Source organism: Priestia abyssalis (assembly GCF_002019595.1).
In the GTDB taxonomy this organism is placed as follows: Bacteria; Bacillota; Bacilli; order Bacillales; family Bacillaceae_H; genus Bacillus_BA; species Bacillus_BA abyssalis.
The window spans coordinates 3,403,386-3,420,841 of record NZ_KV917369.1 but is presented as its reverse complement, the minus strand read 5'-3'; the positions used below and the strand labels follow the sequence as shown (position 1 = coordinate 3,420,841).

Genomic DNA, 17,456 nt, shown 5'->3' with positions numbered 1-17,456 from the left:
ATTTGAGGAGGAGAAAAAATGGCACTACACAAAAGAGCATTCAATTTAAAGAAGGTAATTGAGGATAATAAACACTTATTAAAGCCGCCGGTCAATAACAAGGTTTTATGGGAGGATTCCGAATTTATCGCCATGCTGCTTGGCGGACCAAACCGCCGCAGAGATTTTCATGTCGATCCATCAGATGAGTTTTTCTATCAAGTAAAAGGGGATTGCTATGTAGAGTGCATTAACGAAAATGGTGAACGTGAAGTCGTGACGGTACGTGAAGGAGAAGTGTTCATGCTTCCTGCCAATGTTCCGCACTCGCCGCATCGTGTAGAGGACACATACGGCATCGTCATCGAGCGTAAAAGAGCGGAGGGCGAGCTGGAAGATTTCGTTTGGTTCTGCGATCACTGCGATAAGGAAATGCACCGCGTGACGGTTCAGTTAACGAACATTGAAACACAAGTAAAAGGCGCTATCGAACAATTCAATGGCAGTGAAGAATTAAGAACATGCAAGAATTGCGGACATGTCATGCCGGAAGAGGTAGACGTGTGGAACCCGCAGCTCATTTGATATGGATTAAAAGTCTCCATATCAAATGAGTTTTCGTTCATTCAAGATGCTGCAACCAAAAAGGAACAGTATGAAGATAGTCCAGCCTATAAGAAAAATGAAATAAAAATCAGATTTTGAAGTTTAAGTGTGTGTTCAAAAAGGAGGACAAAAAGGACCGAGAAGTTCAAGGAAGCGCCGTCACGAGCAACGGAGCGTATGCTGTTAATACGTGAGTAGCGGAGAGACAAGCTGACGCCGAAATTCGACGGTCATTTTTCCCGGACTTTTTGAACAACCTCTTTAGTAGATATTCAGATTAAAGAAAAAAGATAGAGGGGGCAATCCGATGAAAAGCATGAAACGGGGTATTGCGTTATTGGCGGTTATGATGATGGTCTTCATCACCGCAGCTTGTGGAGGCGGGAAATCAAGTACAGAACCGGCTTCATCCGGGGGCGGAGAGAGCGGAGAAAAAACGTATTCATTTAAATTGGCTCACGTTACACCGACAAACCATATGTGGCATTTAGCGGCTGAGAAATTTGGTGAAGAGCTGGACAAGCGCTCCAACGGACGGATGAAGGTAGAAATTTATCCGAACAGCCAGTTAGGTTCAGAAGCGGATATGGTTCAGCAAATTCAATCAGGTTCCATTGATTTCGGCTTTATCACTGCCGCCTATATGAGTTCGCGCTCGCCTTCTTTCGCGGCATGGTTTGCACCATATGCGTTTGACAGCCTTGAAGAAGCGCATGAAGCCCGTCAATCTGAAGTTGCCCAAAAGATTCTTGCGACATTGGATCAGCAAGGCTTGACTGGATTGGATTATTTATTTGCCGGACAGCGCGTCATGCTGTTTAAAGATAAAGAAGTGAAAAAGCCGGAAGATATGAAGGGACTGAAGCTTCGCGTGACTCCAAGCCCGCCGATGCAGGATTTCTACCGCTCAACAGGTGCATCGCCGGAAGGATTGGCGCTTCCAGAGGTATATGCTGCCGTCCAAACGGGTGTAATTGATGGCATGGATATGGACCTTGATGCAGCGATCACAAATAAATATTACGAAGTCGTCAAACACGGAGCCGTGACAAACCACATGGTATGGCCTGCTATCGCGTTAGCCAATAAGGCAACATTTGAAGGAATGTCGGATGAGGATAAACAAATCATAAGCGATGCGTTAGCGGCAGCCGCTGATTATTCGGTAACGACAAGATCCGCTCAAGAAGAAGAGTTTAAAAAGACGTTAAGCGATAACGGCATGAACATTTATGAAATGAAGGCCGATCAATTTAAAGGTCAAATTGAGCAATTTGATAAGAAATACGGCCCGACAGACCCGCTTATTCAAGAGTTCATTGATTCTGTAAGACAATAATCGGAACAAGGGGGAAACACATGAAACAGTTAAGCAATGGTATCTCGAAAATAGAGAAATATCTTGCGATTATTTTGATGTTTTCGATGGCCGTCATTGTCACAGTAGCAGTGGTATTTAGATACTTCCTTAACTCCCCCTTATCCTGGGCCGGGGAAGTATCCGTATTTTTGCTCATCTGGATCAGCTTTATTGGAGGCAGCTTGGGGCTTAAATATAAGTCCCAGGCTTCTGTTACGATTCTCACCGATTATTTGCCGGAAAAGGTTCAAAAGGCGCTCGCTGTAATCAGTCATATTTTTATGCTTTTGTTTTTAGTTATTTTGCTTTACTTCACTTATAAGTGGATTTTTTCACCGGGTGTTACCTTCCAAAAGTCCAGTGCGATGCTGCTGCCGATGTGGATTCCGTACAGTGCTGTGCCGCTTGGGCTGACATGTGCGGCCATTCACCTTATCTCCAATCTTCTGGATCTTTTCCGAAAGGAGACAGCACAATGACATTCCTAGTCGTGTTCATGTTTTTTGTTTTTCTTTTAATCGGAATTCCGATTTCGCTTGTCCTTGGGATGACGACCATTCTCTATTTCTTGCTCGTCGGGGATTCGATGCTGCTTGAATCAACGCCGATGCGCTTATTTTCAGGACTGGAAAACTTTGGATTGTTAGCCATCCCTCTTTTCATGCTTGCAGGTGAACTGATGAACGGCGGGGGAATTACGACACGGCTCGTAAAATTCACGAAAGTGCTGATCGGCCATGTTCGCGGCGGATTGGCGTATGTAACGATTGTTTCCAATATGTTTTTGGCATCCATTCTTGGATCTGCCAATGCCCAGGCTGCTATGATGAGTAAAGTCATGGTACCAGAAATGGAACGGGAAGGGTACAATAAGGAGTTTTCATCCGCACTGACCCTCGCTTCGTCCATTGTGGCACCGATCATTCCGCCAAGCATGATTTTCATCATTTACGGGACGCTTTCAGGTACGTCTATCGGCGGGCTGTTTATGGCAGGAATCGTTCCCGGCATTATGTACGGGGTGGGATTCATTTCCTTAATCGCCTTTTTAGGGTATAAGCATAATTTCCCTAAAAGCGAGCGGGCAACCGGAAAAGAAATCATACAAAGTATGCTCAATGTCCTTCCGGCGCTTCTTGTACCATTTATCATCATCGTCGGTATTTTAAGCGGGGTATTTACGGCAACGGAATCCGCGGCCATTGCCTGCGCCATCGCCTTTTTAATCGGCGTTTTCTGGTATAAAGAGTTAAAATGGAAAGAACTTCCGACCATTCTGGTCAACACGGTCATTAGTACAGCGACCGTAACGTTCTTGATTGCGATGGCCAATATTTTCGGCTGGATGATTGCATTTGAACAAATTCCACAGATGATTGCAAACGGCATGCTTTCCTTATCGGAAAATCCGTTCGTATTCTTACTGCTGGTCAATATTATGCTGTTATTGCTTGGAATGGTATTGGACGGCATTGCGGCACTCATCATTTTGACACCGGTATTAATGCCATTGGTCACGGCCTTTCAGATCGACCCGATTCATTTCGGGGTTATTATTTGTATCAATTTGACCATCGGATTATTAACGCCACCGGTCGGAACGGGACTATTCATCGTCTCGTCCATTGCGGAAGTAAAGTTTGAGCGGCTCGTCAAAGCGACCATGCCATTTTTGGTCATGGGTATAGTTATTTTATTTGTGCTGACTTACTGGGAAGACTCGGTCATGTTTATTCCGAGATTGTTAGGATTGTAGAAAGAAAGCCCTGTCTAATGACGGGGCTTTCTTTCTGCTGCTGAGTTCTCTCGGAAGATATGTTTTGAAATAATTTTTGTCGAAAAATCGATAAACTAAGTAGTTTCGTAGATAAATTGACTATTTTCGCAGATAAAATAGAAATTTCGAAAATATATCGATTCTAGCGCTATGGATTACCCAGCTTCGCCCATTCTAAATCCCGCCACCTTCATCATATGTTGCCCGTTTTTCTTGGCGGACGATTTGAGAAAGTTTAATCGATCCGAGAGCTGCGATTAGTGTACTAACGATAATGAAAAGATTGTACGTATTCGGCTCCGCGAACAGATTGATGAGAAAATAAGAGACAACGAGTGATGATAATGGAGAGATGATCCAGACCATCATAATTTGTTTAATCACGCTTTTTTGCAGCATGCTGGCACCGTCTTTCGCTGCACCAACCCCAAGAATTCCGCAAGTTGTGACTTGTGTGAGCGGAATGGGAAGACCAAACAAGGAGGCGGCAATAACAAGGACACCGCCTGTAAACGAAACGGCACTTCCTTGCAGCAATGAGAGCTGCGTAATTTTTTTACCATTTGTTTCCAGAACTTTACCACCTAATGTGACGGCTCCAAGCGACACGAAAAGAGCACCTATCCAGAGCCCTTTTTGCTGGGAGAGGATATCTGCCCCAACAAGCGGTCCGACAGCATTAGCGACATTGTTCATGCCCGCTGAAAAAGCCTCCAAACATCCTCCTAAAACTAGAAGGAGGGATAGCCATTTTGCCCATTTGCCTCGTCCTTTCAATTGGGGCCAGCGATTCTCGGCATAGTCAATCAGCTTTCCCAATACGAAGGTAACACCGAAAGAGACGATAGGGACAATAATCCAAAAAGAAACAATCACGAGAAGCTTCTCCGTATATAAAGATTGAAAGGCAATTCCGACACCGACGATGGACCCGACGGTGACTTCGCTTGTGGATAAAGGTATCCCGAGCATATTTGCCAAAAATAACGTAAGAGTCGCCCCGGATAAAATGATGACCACTATGTTCACCGATAAAATATCGGAAGGAATAATGCCGTTACCGATGGTTTTGACGACTTCTCCTCCTCCCAGCACGGCGCCGAGAAAAGCCGAAAACGACACCAATAGCATTGCTAAGCGTTTATTGTTAATGGCTCCCGCTCCATATGCGGCTCCCATTGAAGCGGCCGTACCGCTTGCCCCGATGTTCATCGCGAAGAAAAGAGCGACCGCAATGGCGATATAAGTTAAAATCATGTCTGCTCCATGCCTCCTTTTTGTCTTTTTATTGAAGCAAATATTTTTTTCTTTCAATGATTCTTGTAAAATTATAAAATAGTTTTATTCATACTAAACACATCGGATTTTATAACTTAATGGTTTGATTATATCCATTTTTCTGAAAAAAACAAGTACTTCCATCGTTTTTCTTTCTTTTTTCTTATTCGTCTATATATTCCACTTAATAACTCGACACGTTCCATTCCATCAAAAGAGATTCACTACCGGTCATCCAGACAACTTGAATTTACCCACAAAGGTTCACCTATGCGGATGGCGCCAACCACGCAAGAGGGGTGTCAGCCGCTTAGGTCTAGAAAATTTGACATGGCCGTTCTTTGGTCATGTTAAATTTTCTAAATCGATCTATATAAGTCAGCTTATGTTTTTTCTCACAGAAGAAACACAACCTTTACTCCGATTTCTTAGGCAGCAAGTTTCTCTGGAGGAAAGTTTCCTTTATGGTTCCGCCGTCATATGATGGATAAGCGAGCGCAGGAAGAGGGTGGAAATAAATATGATTACAGCGACCATCGGGAGTAGATCTTATGAATTTGAGGGAGATTTGGAAACGTATTTTCAATCATTCCGAAATCAGATTATCGGAAACAATCAATATTTCGATTCTCCTTACGGCAAACAGAAAATCACTTATGCAGATTGGACGGCAAGCGGACGGTTATATGCTCCAATCGAGATGAAAATCAGCGAAGTGTTTGGACCTTTTATGGCCAATACCCATACAGAATCAAATGTGACAAGCTCCATCATGACTTGTGCATACAAGCAGGCTCACACCATCATTAAAGAACATGTGAATGCAGATGCACACGATGTCATCATTTTGGATGGTTTCGGCATGACTGCTGCCATCAATAAATTACAAAGGTTATTGGGGTTAAGAATACCGGAAAAGTGGAAACATCAAATGGTCGTAAAAGAAGAGGATCGACCTGTTATTTTTATTACGCATATGGAGCACCACTCCAATCATACGTCCTGGCTAGAGACAATAGGAGATGTCGTCATGCTGGAGCCTGATTCGAATGGACATATCAGCCTTAAGCGATTAGAGGAGCGTCTCAACGAATATAAACATCGTAAACTGAAAATCGGGTCGTTCTCGGCTTGTTCAAATGTAACCGGAATTTATTCTCCATATCATCAACTAGCGAGAAAAATGCATGAGCATGGCGGCATCTGCTTCATCGACTTTGCAGCATCAGCTCCGTATGTCAAGATCAACATGCACCCGGAAGATCCGATGGAAAAGCTGGATGCCATTTTCTTTTCGCCCCATAAATTTTTGGGAGGACCCGGTTCGAGCGGCGTGCTCATTTTTGATTCGAGGCTTTATGCAAATCCGGTACCAGATCATCCCGGGGGAGGAACCGTAGCATGGACGAATCCATGGGGGAAGCACCAGTATGTGTCGGATATCGAGGCACGGGAAGACGGCGGCACCCCTGGTATTTTGCAAGGAATTAAAGCAGCCCTGTGTATCAAATTGAAAGAGCAGATGGGTGTTGAAAACATCATGAAGCGGGAAAAAGAGCTGCTCAATATTCTGCTTTCCGGATTAACGGCCATCCCGGGATTGCACGTGTTTGAAAAAGACAAAATGGAGCGCCTTGGGATTGTTTCTTTTCATGTCAAAGATATTCATTATAACTTGATTGTCCGATTGCTAAACGACCGATTCGGCTATCAAGTGCGCGGCGGCTGCTCATGTGCCGGGACGTACGGTCACCTTTTATTCCATATTGGCCCAAAACAATCGAAAATCATTACAGATAAAATCGATGAGGGAGATTTATCCTTAAAGCCGGGGTGGGTGCGGTTTTCGCTTCATCCAACGATGACCAATCAAGAGATATACGGCTTTATCCAGGCCATGAGATTGATCGTTAAAAATGTAAAGGAATGGGAAAAAGATTATATATATGACCCTAAAAGCAATGATTATTTCTACATCCGCCACCAAAGAGCGGATATGGACACTCTTTTTCGATTGGAAACAGATTAAAGATGGGAGCGGCCAGCATTCCTGGAAAAGGGGGAATAGCTGGCCGAAATCCATATATAGAAAACGGGTACTTCTGAAATGAACATGTTCATAAGGGCAGATAGCATAGGTGTATAAGATTGGAAAAGAGGAAGAAAACTACATAAGAGGTGATAGTAATGGAAAAAGATACTTTTGAAGAAATGAAAAGAATGAATATGAAAGGGGAAAAAAAAGACGCTCTTGAAATCAGTTCGACCGGTTATGGCCTTGTATCGCATTTGTCCAATGAGAGCGAAACAATGGAAGGGCAAAAGACGGAAGAGTTATAGAGAACTTATTATCGAAAGATAAAGGAAAGAAACCCAATCAAGTATATGAATGCAAAAGGGCGATGACATGTCGGCCCTTTTTGTCGTGATATTAAATCAATTGCGCTAAAACCCCCTTCCGCTTCACTGCCAGGGGAAGGGGAGAAACAAATTTGTTTTGAAGCATTAATGTGAAAACACAAATTGTTTCTGTCCGATATAATTTAAAACGGTATAAAGAGCAGTGCCGAATAAAATAGCGAGATCTTCCACATATATGACCGGCAAGTCAGCCAGCTTTTCAATCACCCAAAAAGCGGAACGAATGCCGACAAAATACGCTAAGAAATAACAAGTGCCTATCACTCCAAAAAAGCGGTACACCGTATGGCGGATTGATTTTTTACTTCGGAATGTAAACGACCTATTCAATGCATAGCTGACGCAAGCACCAGCAAAATTGCCGCTGAATGTTGAAAACCAATAAGAAAAATGAGCGGCATGAAGAAGCATATACATAACAGAAAGGCCGATGAATGTATTAAGAAGGCCGACAAATAGAAAGCGTAAAAAAGAGTGGTTCATTGAACTAAACCTGTTTTCTGACTAGAAGCTCATTCTGTTCGGACTGTATATGTCCCAGCGGGTCATTGTACAAATCAATATCAATAGCGTATTTTGGCCGTCCCTTTACCTCCATAAAAATCTTTCCGATGTATTCGCCGATCATCCCGATTCCCATAAGCTGCAATCCTCCTATAAGCCAGATGGAGATGATAAGGGAAGTCCAGCCTGCATTCGTATATCCGAGCATTTTTTGTGTAAGGGCATAGGCCCCCGCCATGATGCTTAGAAAAAATAAGAAGAAACCTAAAGAAGTAATAAACCTGATGGGTACGACACTAAATGATGTCATACCGTCTAAAGCGAACGACAGCATCTTTTTCAACGGGTATTTCGTTTCACCTGCGAATCGTTCCTTTCGATCATACATGACCTCCGTTGATTTGAAGCCAATCATTGGAATGATGCCCCGCAAAAATAAATTGGCTTCTTGATAACGGCTCAGCTCTTCAAGTGCCCTGCGGCTCATCAAACGATAGTCCGCATGATTATAAACTAAATTAATGCCCAGCTTGCTCATAACACGATAAAAACCTGTGGCTGTCGTTCTTTTAAAAAAGGTGTCTGTTTGCCGGCTGTCGCGAACACCGTATACAATTTCGTATCCCTCATGATATTTAAGAAGAAACTCACGAATGACGGAAACATCATCTTGCAAGTCAGCGTCAATGGACACAACGCAATCCGATTTATCTTTCGCTTTTTCAATTCCGGCCAGCAGCGCTTTTTGGTGCCCGACGTTCCGTGCCAGCTTTAAGCCTGTCACACAGCCATTCCGTGTGCTTTCCATGACAATGAGCGGCCAAGTCCGATCACGGCTTCCGTCATCGACAAACATAACTTTACTGTCGCCTGCAATTAGCTTCTCCGCTATTAAATTCTCTAAAACAGCCGTTAGTTGGCTCGTTGTTTCTTCTAACACTTCCTCTTCGTTGTAACAAGGAACGACAATGGTCAATAAAGGCTGAAACTCCTTCAATTCGTTACCTCCTTAAATGCTAGCTATTTGGCTTCATATAAGTAGATTTTCCAAGCCGACTCCGGATGGTCAAATGATTTCAATAGTTCAAGACCATTATCTCCGGCATTTATTATCGGAACGGAAGAAAAGATATACCGGCCGCCCATTTCTTTAAAAGCCTCTATGTTTAATTCTAAATTCTTGATTTTTTTCTTGGAGGTCTTTTTAAAGGTATAATGCTTTCCAAGCTCGTCCACAAAAATGTAACAGCGGCTGCCCCATTCATCAAAGTATGTTCGAAGCCCCCGATTTTTCTCCAGTTCTTTCGCGATGATCTTTCGGAAACGGTATTTGTATGAGAGCGGGTACACATTATTGTAGGTGTCCAGCGTATAAAAACCGTTATACTGTGCAATGGCTGGATGCAGACCGATGCTCGCCACTCGGTAAGATGACTGAGGGAGATTGATATATTCTTTAATTTCCTTGAATTGCTTTACAGCGTAATATTCCCGAAATGACGGGGGATTGTAGTGAACTCCATAAAGGTATTCCTCGTTAAAAGGAAGAAGGATGAGAATCTGCGCGGCAAGGGCAATACCCACAACCATTCGCCATTTCTTTCCCAAGCGCCATAAAATATAGCAGGCAATCGCAAAGCTAAGGTAAATGATTAATGGCCGTACAAAGTGAAACCGGGCAAAATTGAATGTATTCAATAAATCGATTTGTTTCTTTAACGGAATCCACATGTTGTTGAACCATAGTGCGTACCAGAGTGACAATAAGTAGTTCAGCACAAGCAGAAACAGAAACGTTTTTTCTTCTTTCGTTTTTTTCCGAATGAACACGCTGACAAGTGCGAGAAAAAGGATGGGAAGAATGACGAAGGTATGAAGCGTCATGACATGCGTATGGCCAAGCACGAAATTCTTCCACGATAGTCGAAACGAACGCCAAAAATCATGCCTTGACGAAATGAATTCAACCCGATGTGTCGGCTCACTGGAAATAATCATGGAATACACAAGGCGGTATTCAACCACCAGAAACACTCCTGTCATAAAGGCGATGCTTGCCAAAAACGGCAGATTCCAATCCCGTTTCACGATGGCATCATAAAGCCAAAGAAAACCCATGAGCACTAGAAAGAAAAAGAACCCGAGCACAAAACTTGAATACAACGGCAACAGAGCGAGCGTCAGCCAGTCTTTCCATGAAAAGTCCCGCGAGCGAATATTTAGGAATGCCCATAGCGCGAAAGGGTGTCCCAATGTACTTAGCATACCGGAAGGCCAAAAAGGAGTGAGCGCAAAGGCGAGCGACACACCAATTCGGATGGAATAGGCCTTTTCGTTTTTAATAAAATGCTTTTTTAAAAGCAAGTACATTCCGATAAAAGCGAAGACTCTTGTAATGGTTTGACTTAAGGCATAAGCGGTCATGGAAGGGAAAAGAGCATGCAGCCAAACAATTAGGCTGAATTCCGTCCCGTAAGCATCGCGGGGAAGTCCGTTGATGACTTGCGGGATAACTGCATCAATATTCCCGAGCAATTCACCGCTTTGAACCAACACTTTATACCAGGCGATATTGGAATCAAGATTATCATGGACTCGTATATGAGCGTCCTCTCCTAAAATAAAGAGGGGAGAGACATATAGTAAGATGATAAAAAGAGCAGCAAACCAATATGTAGTCTCTTTGCTTTTCTTCTGCTGAAACAAAGGCATCACACACACATCCATTGGCATTATTGTTAACACGTTCTCTCGACGTACAAGCGAGAATAGTAAGGAAATATGGCTCATATGGAGTATTTCCCGTACGGTTTTGGAACATGTATTGAAAAAGACTTTTACAAAAACTTACAGTTCATATGAAGTCGCCTTCTATAAAGGAACCTTCCATTAGCGGGGCTTGCTGCCCGTTAATGCAAGATAAATACTTGGCCTGATTTTTCGTCCACGCCTATTATGCTAAAAACTTAGGAATTCCAGAAAGGGCCGCTCTTTTTACAGATATCGATGCCGGGTTTATCCGGGCTGGCAATATGGGATCGATTCCGAGAACCGCAATATCGACACAAACCTCTTCAAGAGTGAACTATTAGATGTTTTATGGTAAAGAAATGAGACATGGACAAGGGAAAACCATGTCTCATTTCTTTGTCCTCCAGGATGAAAGTCATATAAGCGGCAGACTTGCCATACATTGATAGGAAGAAGCATATTTAATGGAGGTGAATCGAAATGCCTGTTCATGTCGTTCAAGGCGGTGAGTCTTTATGGAGGATAGCGAATGTATACGGGGTATCAATGGAAACGATTGTCGAAGTGAATGGGCTGCCAGCTTCCGACTCTATCGTGCCCGGACTGGCGCTTTACATTCCGCAACGGGATGTTCCCATCCGCCATTACCTGATTCAGTCCGGCGACACGTTATGGAAGCTCGCACAACGTTTTAATACAAGCCCCCAAATCATTTTCATAGCGAATCCAGGAATCAACCTGAACCGCCTCAATGTCGGACAGCGTATTCGCATTCCATCACCGACCAAATTAAACATGACGACATTGGGATTCATCGTGCCCTATGCACCTGACAGCTTTCTCCCCATGTTTGCCGATATCGCAGAATATCTCACATATGCGGCGATTGTAGCCTACTCTTTTACACCGGAAGGGAACATCCGAAGGGAACTGGATGATACGGCTGTATTAGCCCGAAGCAAACAGCTGAATGTCTCGCCATTATTGTGCATCCGAAATTATACAAATGAGCAATTCAATGCCGAACTGGCTGGACAAGTGTTGGGGAACCCGAGTTTGCGAAGCAATTTGGTGCGAAGCATGGTTGCTGCCGTCAAAGGGAAGGGATATGACGGAGTCAGCATCGATTTTGAATTCGTCCCTCCTGCCAGACGAAACGACTTCAATACATTTCTCCGTGACTTGAAACAAGCACTGGGAGAATTGGTTCTTCATGTGAATGTCCACTCGAAAACACAAGATATTCCGACAAACCCCATCATCGGTGCCTATGATTATCAAATAATAGGGCAAATCGCGGATATCGTAGCTGTCATGACAATGGATTACGGCTACCCGAGCGGTCCACCTAATCCTGTCTCACCAGCCAATTGGATGGAGCAGGTGATTCGCTATGCTGTTAGCTTAGTTAATCCTAAAAAGCTGCAAGTGGCTTTTCCTCTATACGGATACGACTGGATTCTTCCTTTTAAACCCGAGAATCCAACGAAAGCTCTTACCGTTCTAGGCGCCCAAAATCAGGCCATCGCAAATGGATCTCCCATTCAATACAATTCGACATTCGAGGCGCCATTTTATTTTTATTGGAAGGGGACAGAACAACACATCGTCTGGTTTGAAGACATTAGAAGTTATATGGCCAAATATGAACTGATCGATCTTTATCAGCTGCTCGGAGTCACCTTTTGGCAGCTCCGGTTTCCCTTTCCCCAAAACTGGGCGTATATGGAGAGGAATTTTACGATTGCACGCAAATAATTTGGCATGGGCGTTCTTGGCCCATGCCAAATTATTTATGCATAAGCATTTGAAAAACCCTTTTCAAACGAATGAGGTAAAAATGCTGGAAGCCAATGTAAGGAAGACGTACTTGTGAACAAACTCTTTATAAAGGAAAAACTTCCATCGGTGGGGGGATTGACCGTTAATGAGGATAAACCAACAAGTTGATTGACATTGCTTTTTGAAGAGATTATAGTTGCCATGAAAGAGCTTTCATGATATTCTGGATGTGTAATCGGTTACACATTGCGTGAGGAGAGATGTTGATGGCAACCATTAAAGATGTAGCAAAGGAAGCGGGAGTATCTGTCGCCACCGTTTCGCGTGTGCTGAATGAAACAGGCTATGTACATGAAGACACGAGAAAAAGGGTCATAGATGCGATCGAAAAATTGAGTTACAGCCCAAATGAGGTAGCAAGGTCATTGTATAAAAAAGAATCAAGATTGATTGGGCTTTTGCTTCCTGACATCACCAATCCTTTCTTTCCGCAATTAGCGCGCGGTGTTGAAGATGAAATGCAGGAACAAGGATTTCGATTGCTCTTTGGGAATAGTGACGAAAATATCAATAAGGAAATGGATTATATTCATACATTTCTTCAAAATAATGTCGTCGGCATCATTTCGGCGACGAATAATCAGAGTAAAACGAATTATGAGGGTTTGCCGATTCCGGTCGTATTTTTGGACCGAACGGCAGATGATCATCCTTCTGTTTATGCAGATGGAAAAAAGGGGGGCAGAATGGCCGCGCTTGAAATCATCAAGAGGGGAAGCAAAAGGATCACGCTGTTAAAGGGTCCTGCTGAAATTCGCCCTGCGCAGGAACGCTTCCAGGGAGCTCTTGAAGTATTAAGCGGGTCAGACGTTGATTTTTCTGTCATGTCCACCCATTCTTTTTCATTCCAAGATGCGGAAGTGCGGGCAAAAGAGCTGTTCAGCAAATATCCGGATACAGACGGGATCCTCGCAAGCAACGATATGGTCGCAACAGCGGTGCTGCATGAAGCACTAAGGCTGGGGAAATCCATTCCGCACGACGTCCAGATCATCGGTTTTGATGACATCCCGCAAAGCGGGCTATTGTTTCCTTCTTTATCGACCATCAGGCAGCCAGCTTATGAGATGGGGAAAGAAGCAGCGAAATTATTAATTAACCTCATTCAAAAAAAGCCGGTCAACGAAAGAAACATTCAGTTGCCCGTGACATTCATAGAAAGAGAAACAACGAGAAAGGTTGATGACAAATGATTAAAGTAGCAGTAGTAGGAAGTGCGTCGATGGATTTAGTCGTTACGTCCCCCAAACGCCCGGGGGCAGGAGAAACCGTTCTTGGCGAATCGTTCAAAACGGTACCAGGGGGAAAAGGGGCAAACCAGGCAGTGGCAGCGGCTCGATTAGGAGCCGATGTCTACATGATCGGATGTGTAGGAGATGATCATTATGGCAAAGCCATTTTACAAAACTTCAAAGAAAACGGTGTTCATACAGACTATGTGGAACCGGTTACACAAACAAAAAGCGGAACCGCCCACATTATATTAGCAGAAGGAGATAACAGCATTGTTGTCGTTAAAGGAGCGAATGATCATGTCACCCCTGCATATGTAGAAAAGATACAACACGTCATTCGCGAATCAGACATCGTTCTTATCCAGCAGGAAGTGCCGGAAGAAACGGTGGAATATGTAAGTAATCTATGCCATAAACTAGGTGTTCCGCTTTTATTGAATCCGGCTCCCGCTCGAGCGCTAAGTGAAAATATCATTGAAAAAGCAACATATTTGACGCCGAATGAACATGAAGCATCGGTGCTGTTTAATGGGTTAAGCAGGGAAGAAGCATTGAAGCGTTATCCAAACAAAGTATTCATTACAGAAGGAAAAAGAGGCGTCCGATATTATGACGGAGAAAAGGAAGTTCTTGTTCCTTCATATGAAGTAGAAGCAGTAGACACGACAGGTGCCGGAGATACATTTAATGCCGCGTTTGCGGTCGCTTTAGCCGAAGGGAAAAAATTCAAAGAGAGCCTGCAGCTGGCAAACCGTGCCGCCTCTCTATCCGTGACCAAGTTCGGGGCCCAGGGAGGAATGCCGACGAGAGAAGAAGTGGAGGGGAGCCTGTAACATGAAACGATATGGAATATTAAACAGCCATATTTCCAAAGTCCTAACGGATCTTGGCCATACAGATTACATTGTGATTGCGGATGCCGGTTTGCCGATTCCTGATGGTGTCCACCGAATCGACTTGTCGTTAAAAATAGGCGTTCCGAGCTTTCAAGATGTCGTCGATGCCGTAGCGGACGATATGATTGTTGAAAAAGTCATTCTCGCAAATGAAATGGAAGCAGCAAATGCCAAAACCTATGAATATATGAAACAAACATTTTCTGCACATGACATCGACTATGTGTCACATGAAGAGTTTAAACAATTAACCAAACACGCAAAGGCAATTATCCGAACAGGAGAAGCCACACCTTATGCTAATTGTATTTTACAGGCAGGGGTAATCTTCTAAGAAGAGGTGAGCAACATGCACATTACGATGCGCAACATTCACAAGGCATTTGGGCAAAACCAGGTGTTAGCGGGCGTCGATTTCGACCTCCAGGAAGGAGAAGTCCACGCATTGATGGGAGAAAACGGGGCAGGGAAATCGACATTGATGAACATTTTGACAGGACTTCATAAGCGTGATAAAGGAACGATTATCATCGATGGAAAAGAAACGTATTTTGCCAATCCGAAAGAAGCCGAGCAACACGGAGTCGCGTTTATTCATCAAGAGCTCAATGTGTGGCCGGACATGACCGTTTTAGAAAATTTGTTTATCGGCAAGGAATTGAGATCGTCATTTGGATTGTTGCAGACGAAAGAGATGAAAGCGTTAGCAACCGAGCAATTCGAAAAACTGGCCGTCTCGATTCCATTGGATCAAGAAGCGGGCCGCTGCTCGGTTGGACAGCAGCAAATGATTGAAATCGCCAAAGCGTTAATGACAAATGCCAAAGTCATTATTATGGACGAACCAACGGCCGCTTTAACGGAAAGGGAAATCGAAAAGCTCTTTGAAGTGATGAATGCTTTACGAAAAGACGGTGTATCCATCGTTTATATCTCCCACCGGATGGAAGAAATCTTCACCATGTGTGACCGGATTACAGTCATGAGGGACGGGAAAACCGTCGATACAAAGCCGATTCCAGGAACGAACTTTGATGAGGTTGTACGTAAAATGGTCGGCCGTGAATTGACAGACCGTTTTCCTGCACGCAATCCATCTCCTGGTGAAACGGTGCTTGAAGTCAAGAATTTGACGAGAAAAGGAGTGTTTGAAAATGCCAGCTTTTCCATCTGTACAGGTGAAATCGTCGGTATATCTGGACTGATGGGAGCAGGGCGCACCGAAATGATGAGGGCGATTTTCGGTTTGGATCCATTGGACAGCGGAGAGATATGGGTCAATGGAAAGAAAGAAGTGATCAAAGCTCCTCATGAAGCGGTCAAGCTGGGTATCGGCTTCATTACGGAAGACCGAAAAGACGAAGGGTTAGTGCTGGACTTTTCGATTCGTGAAAATATGGCGTTGCCGAATTTGGTTAGCTTTGCACCAAAGGGGATCATCGATCAAAAGAGCGAACAAGATTTTGTGGATATGCTCATTAAACGGTTAACGATTAAAACCGAATCATCGGAAACGAGGGCCGGAAACTTATCAGGGGGCAATCAGCAAAAAATCGTCATTGCCAAGTGGATTGGGATCGGACCGAAAGTATTGATTTTGGATGAACCGACAAGGGGTGTTGACGTCGGAGCCAAACGGGAGATTTATCAGCTGATGAATGAACTGACGGACCGAGGTGTCGCCATTATCATGGTTTCATCGGAACTTCCCGAGATTTTAGGAATGAGCGACCGCGTGCTCGTTGTCCATGAAGGAAAAATAAGCGGTGAGCTGCCGCGAAGCGAAGCAACGCAAGAAAAAATTATGACACTCGCAACAGGAGGCTTGTGACATGAACACAAATAGTGGTGTAAAACCCGCCGGAAGATTGAATTATGTCGATAATGCCATGCAAAAGCTTGGGCCGTTAGTAGGGCTATTCATTTTAATCATGATTGTTTCGATATTAAATCCAAGCTTCTTGGCACCCTTAAATATTTTAAACTTATTAAGACAAGTCGCGATTAATGCCTTAATCGCCTATGGTATGACGTTTGTCATTTTGACGGGCGGAATCGATTTATCCGTCGGCTCCATATTAGCGCTATCGAGTGCATTGATGGCCGGTATGATCGTATCCGGCGTAGATCCGATTTTAGCCATTCTAATCGGATGCGTACTTGGAGCATTAATGGGAATGGTAAATGGATTGCTTGTTATAAAAGGGAAGATGGCGCCATTTATCGCCACATTGGCAACAATGACGGTGTACCGCGGATTGACGCTCGTTTATACAGATGGAAATCCTATTACAGGACTTGGAGACAATTACTTATTTCAACTATTCGGCCGCGGATACTTTTTAGGGATTCCGGTACCGGCCGTTACGATGATGGTATCGTTTGCGATTCTTTGGGTCATTCTTCATAAAACTCCGTTTGGCCGCCAAACATATGCAATTGGCGGAAATGAAAAAGCAGCGATCATTTCAGGTATTAAAGTGCCTCGTGTCAAAGTCATGATTTACTCATTGGCCGGTTTGCTATCGGCATTGGCCGGAGCAATCTTGACATCCCGTTTGAACTCGGCGCAGCCGACAGCGGGAACATCGTATGAATTGGATGCCATCGCAGCTGTTGTATTGGGCGGGACAAGCCTGTCAGGAGGCCGCGGGCGAATTTTCGGAACGCTTATCGGTGCCTTAATTATTGGTACATTAAACAACGGATTGAACTTGCTTGGTGTTTCTTCGTTCTATCAAATGGTCGTAAAAGGAATTGTGATTTTGATTGCGGTCTTAATCGATCGTAAAAAATCAGCGTAGGAG

The 17,456-nt window shown here is 43.9% G+C and carries 16 protein-coding genes; 12 read left to right on the top strand and 4 right to left on the bottom strand.

Going from position 1 to position 17,456, the window contains the following annotated elements:
• The first annotated feature begins 18 nt into the window (after positions 1-18).
• The 4 genes from BK575_RS16475 (at position 19) to BK575_RS16460 (ending at position 3,701) form a co-directional block, all read left to right on the top strand.
• Positions 19-564 (top strand): 3-hydroxyanthranilate 3,4-dioxygenase, encoded by a 546-nt coding sequence (locus BK575_RS16475; RefSeq protein ID WP_078411714.1) that lies wholly within the window; start codon positions 19-21, stop codon positions 562-564.
• Between the two features lie 328 nt (positions 565-892).
• Positions 893-1,924, top strand: a complete 1,032-nt coding sequence (locus BK575_RS16470) for a TRAP transporter substrate-binding protein (RefSeq protein ID WP_078411712.1) — start codon at positions 893-895, stop codon at positions 1,922-1,924.
• 20 nt (positions 1,925-1,944) lie between these two features.
• Positions 1,945-2,424 carry a TRAP transporter small permease gene (locus BK575_RS16465; protein ID WP_078411711.1) on the top strand — a complete coding sequence of 160 codons (480 nt, stop codon included), beginning with the start codon at positions 1,945-1,947 and terminating at the stop codon, positions 2,422-2,424.
• Positions 2,421-3,701, top strand: a complete 1,281-nt coding sequence (locus BK575_RS16460) for a TRAP transporter large permease (RefSeq protein WP_078411709.1) — start codon at positions 2,421-2,423, stop codon at positions 3,699-3,701. Before BK575_RS16465 ends, BK575_RS16460 begins: the two co-directional genes overlap by 4 nt.
• 195 nt (positions 3,702-3,896) lie before the next feature.
• On the opposite strand, the gene BK575_RS16455 is transcribed toward BK575_RS16460, so the two are convergent.
• Entirely contained in the window at positions 3,897-4,979 is a 1,083-nt protein-coding gene (locus tag BK575_RS16455) for an inorganic phosphate transporter (protein ID WP_078411707.1), read from the bottom strand.
• Between the two features lie 541 nt (positions 4,980-5,520).
• On the opposite strand from BK575_RS16455, the gene BK575_RS16450 reads away from it, so the two are divergent.
• Both BK575_RS16450 and BK575_RS28720 read left to right on the top strand, forming a co-directional pair.
• Complete coding sequence (locus BK575_RS16450; protein WP_078411705.1) at positions 5,521-7,029, top strand: aminotransferase class V-fold PLP-dependent enzyme; 1,509 nt, start codon at positions 5,521-5,523, stop codon at positions 7,027-7,029.
• 158 nt (positions 7,030-7,187) lie between these two features.
• Positions 7,188-7,340, top strand: a complete 153-nt coding sequence (locus BK575_RS28720) for a hypothetical protein (protein ID WP_169907859.1) — start codon at positions 7,188-7,190, stop codon at positions 7,338-7,340.
• Between the two features lie 165 nt (positions 7,341-7,505).
• Here the strand turns inward: BK575_RS28720 and BK575_RS16445 are convergent, their stop codons facing one another.
• From BK575_RS16445 to BK575_RS16435, 3 genes are read right to left on the bottom strand one after another with little or no spacing between them, the layout of a single operon-like run.
• On the bottom strand, positions 7,506-7,904 hold the full coding sequence (locus BK575_RS16445) for a GtrA family protein (RefSeq protein ID WP_078411703.1): 399 nt from the start codon (positions 7,902-7,904) through the stop codon (positions 7,506-7,508).
• Positions 7,905-7,908: 4 nt separating this feature from the next.
• Positions 7,909-8,922 (bottom strand): glycosyltransferase family 2 protein, encoded by a 1,014-nt coding sequence (locus BK575_RS16440; RefSeq protein ID WP_078411701.1) that lies wholly within the window; start codon positions 8,920-8,922, stop codon positions 7,909-7,911.
• Positions 8,923-8,945: 23 nt separating this feature from the next.
• Positions 8,946-10,652, bottom strand: a complete 1,707-nt coding sequence (locus BK575_RS16435) for a DUF6044 family protein (RefSeq protein WP_078414830.1) — start codon at positions 10,650-10,652, stop codon at positions 8,946-8,948.
• A gap of 504 nt (positions 10,653-11,156) precedes the next feature.
• On the opposite strand from BK575_RS16435, the gene BK575_RS16430 reads away from it, so the two are divergent.
• The 6 genes from BK575_RS16430 (at position 11,157) to rbsC (ending at position 17,453) form a co-directional block, all read left to right on the top strand.
• Positions 11,157-12,434 (top strand): glycosyl hydrolase family 18 protein, encoded by a 1,278-nt coding sequence (locus BK575_RS16430; protein ID WP_078411699.1) that lies wholly within the window; start codon positions 11,157-11,159, stop codon positions 12,432-12,434.
• 290 nt (positions 12,435-12,724) lie between these two features.
• A complete protein-coding gene (locus BK575_RS16425; RefSeq protein WP_078411697.1) occupies positions 12,725-13,711 on the top strand; it encodes a LacI family DNA-binding transcriptional regulator in 987 nt (328 codons plus the stop codon).
• Positions 13,708-14,586, top strand: coding sequence for a ribokinase (gene rbsK, locus BK575_RS16420; RefSeq protein ID WP_078411695.1), 879 nt, complete (start codon positions 13,708-13,710; stop codon positions 14,584-14,586). Before BK575_RS16425 ends, rbsK begins: the two co-directional genes overlap by 4 nt.
• 1 nt (position 14,587) lies before the next feature.
• On the top strand, positions 14,588-14,983 hold the full coding sequence (gene rbsD / locus BK575_RS16415; RefSeq protein ID WP_078411693.1) for a D-ribose pyranase: 396 nt from the start codon (positions 14,588-14,590) through the stop codon (positions 14,981-14,983).
• A 15-nt stretch (positions 14,984-14,998) separates the two neighbouring features.
• Positions 14,999-16,480: a sugar ABC transporter ATP-binding protein gene (locus BK575_RS16410; RefSeq protein ID WP_078411691.1), complete on the top strand. Its 1,482-nt coding sequence runs from the start codon at positions 14,999-15,001 to the stop codon at positions 16,478-16,480.
• A 1-nt stretch (position 16,481) separates the two neighbouring features.
• Positions 16,482-17,453, top strand: coding sequence for a ribose ABC transporter permease RbsC (gene rbsC, locus BK575_RS16405; RefSeq protein WP_078411689.1), 972 nt, complete (start codon positions 16,482-16,484; stop codon positions 17,451-17,453).
• Positions 17,454-17,456: the final 3 nt, after the last annotated feature.

Bases quoted from the DNA above. Each gene is read 5' to 3' on its own strand.
- BK575_RS16430 (WP_078411699.1), top strand. From the start codon at position 11,157: ATGCCTGTTCATGTCGTTCAAGGCGGTGAGTCTTTATGGAGGATAGCG.
- rbsD (WP_078411693.1), top strand. From the start codon at position 14,588: ATGAAACGATATGGAATATTAAACAGCCATATTTCCAAAGTCCTAACG.
- BK575_RS16410 (WP_078411691.1), top strand. From the start codon at position 14,999: ATGCACATTACGATGCGCAACATTCACAAGGCATTTGGGCAAAACCAG.
- BK575_RS16465 (WP_078411711.1), top strand. From the start codon at position 1,945: ATGAAACAGTTAAGCAATGGTATCTCGAAAATAGAGAAATATCTTGCG.
- BK575_RS16445 (WP_078411703.1), bottom strand. From the start codon at position 7,904: ATGAACCACTCTTTTTTACGCTTTCTATTTGTCGGCCTTCTTAATACA.
- rbsK (WP_078411695.1), top strand. From the start codon at position 13,708: ATGATTAAAGTAGCAGTAGTAGGAAGTGCGTCGATGGATTTAGTCGTT.
- BK575_RS16435 (WP_078414830.1), bottom strand. From the start codon at position 10,652: ATGGATGTGTGTGTGATGCCTTTGTTTCAGCAGAAGAAAAGCAAAGAG.
- BK575_RS28720 (WP_169907859.1), top strand. From the start codon at position 7,188: ATGGAAAAAGATACTTTTGAAGAAATGAAAAGAATGAATATGAAAGGG.
- BK575_RS16475 (WP_078411714.1), top strand. From the start codon at position 19: ATGGCACTACACAAAAGAGCATTCAATTTAAAGAAGGTAATTGAGGAT.
- BK575_RS16470 (WP_078411712.1), top strand. From the start codon at position 893: ATGAAAAGCATGAAACGGGGTATTGCGTTATTGGCGGTTATGATGATG.
- BK575_RS16455 (WP_078411707.1), bottom strand. From the start codon at position 4,979: ATGATTTTAACTTATATCGCCATTGCGGTCGCTCTTTTCTTCGCGATG.
- BK575_RS16425 (WP_078411697.1), top strand. From the start codon at position 12,725: ATGGCAACCATTAAAGATGTAGCAAAGGAAGCGGGAGTATCTGTCGCC.
- rbsC (WP_078411689.1), top strand. From the start codon at position 16,482: ATGAACACAAATAGTGGTGTAAAACCCGCCGGAAGATTGAATTATGTC.
- BK575_RS16450 (WP_078411705.1), top strand. From the start codon at position 5,521: ATGATTACAGCGACCATCGGGAGTAGATCTTATGAATTTGAGGGAGAT.
- BK575_RS16460 (WP_078411709.1), top strand. From the start codon at position 2,421: ATGACATTCCTAGTCGTGTTCATGTTTTTTGTTTTTCTTTTAATCGGA.